At 58.1% G+C, this 1,461-nt stretch carries 1 protein-coding gene and 1 pseudogene; both read left to right on the forward strand.

Annotation, left to right across the window (positions count from 1 at the left end):
• Positions 1 to 124 precede the first annotated feature (124 nt).
• Complete coding sequence (locus AB4043_RS25385) at positions 125 to 1,069, forward strand: DUF2157 domain-containing protein (protein WP_442302202.1); 945 nt, start codon at positions 125 to 127, stop codon at positions 1,067 to 1,069.
• A pseudogene (locus AB4043_RS25390) lies at positions 1,066 to 1,461 on the forward strand (hypothetical protein); the annotation flags it as partial. The gene AB4043_RS25385 and the pseudogene AB4043_RS25390, both read left to right, overlap by 4 nt.

Consider the following 1,461-nt stretch of genomic DNA (forward strand, 5'->3'; position numbering starts at 1 on the left):
CGCCCCCGTTCTCCTGGAAGACAGATCTGTCTTCCAGGAGAACGGGGGCGCCCTCAATTGTTGCGAACAGGGCGTACCGTAAATCCATAGACGCGTCCTCCCAGGTCCTGAGAGCGGGGACTTCATGACCATCCTCAACCGTTTAGAGCATTGGAAGGAGCAAGGCGCGATATCACCGGAGCAGCACGCCCATTTGACGAGCCTCTCCCGTGCAGAACCCTTCTCCCTTTTTCTTGAGCTGAACGTTTTCCTCTATGCCGGCGTGCTGGCGTTCGTTGCCGGACTTGGCTGGACTGTCACCACCTGGTCGCAACAACTCGGTGGCGTCCTCGTCCTGACCATTCTCTTCACCATCCTCGCCGCCTGTTTTTGGTACTGCTTTTCGCGCGCATCCGCCTGGTCCCCCACAGAAACTCCTGCACCGAGCCTGGTCTTCGACTACCTGCTTTACCTCGGCAGCCTCGTCTGGTGCGTAGAACTCGCTTATCTGGAGAACCGCTTCCACGTGCTCGCCGGACAATGGGACCTCTACCTCCTGGCGACCGCGGGCTTCTTTTTCTTCCTCGCTTATCGTTTCGACAATCGCTTCGTGCTGTCGCTCGCTTTGTCCTCACTCGCTGGATGGTTCGGACTCACCGTATCGCACTGGCCGTCCCATCAGGACACGGCGTCTCGCCAATATGCCCTTCTCTACTGCCTGGTGGTCGGCGTCTGCGGGACTCTTCTTCAGTACCGCGGTCTGAAGCCGCATTTTTTCGGCACTTATCTGAACATCGTGGCCAACGTTCTCTTTTGGGCATTGCTCTCCGGCGTGTTCAATCGACAAGCCTACGGCCTATGGTTTCTCGCTCTGCTTATCGCCTGTGGCGCATCTCTTGCATGGGGCCTGACGCGCCGGCAGTTTGCGTTCGTCGCTTATGCCGCCGTCTACGGCTACGTTGGAGTTAGCTCAATCCTCATCCGCGGCGTCACTGACGAAACCTTTGTCCTGAGCTATTTCGTCATTACCGCAATCGCAATGCTCGTGGTGCTCGTCCAGATCGCGCGCCGCTTCGGGAGACCGGCGTGAGACTTTACACTGCATCCAGCGAAGAGATTCTGCGCGCCCGCAAACTCCTGACGGACTGGGCCGGCGAGGGCTTCCTCACCAAGGCGCAGTACCAGCATCTGGAGCAGGAAACGGTCTCTGAACTGCGCACCACCAACATTTTTCTACGTCTGATCTTGTTTCTCTTTACCCTGATCACCGTGGCCACCGCCGCCGCGCTGTTCTTCGTCGTTTTTCTTTCGCGACCGTCGGAGCAAACCACTGGCATTTTCTTGCTGATCTTCGCAGGGGTCTGCTATGCGGCGGCCGAGGTTGCCGTCTCCAAAACCCGTTTGTATCGTTACGGGATCGAGGAAGCCCTCGCCGTCTGCTCGGTTGGTTTTCTCTGCGCGGGAATGCAGGCCGCTCTTTTC

The sequence above is a fragment of the Terriglobus sp. YAF25 genome, assembly GCF_052113305.1.
In the GTDB taxonomy this organism is placed as follows: domain Bacteria; phylum Acidobacteriota; class Terriglobia; order Terriglobales; family Acidobacteriaceae; genus Terriglobus.

Bases quoted from the DNA above. Each gene is read 5' to 3' on its own strand.
- AB4043_RS25385 (WP_442302202.1), top strand. From the start codon at position 125: ATGACCATCCTCAACCGTTTAGAGCATTGGAAGGAGCAAGGCGCGATA.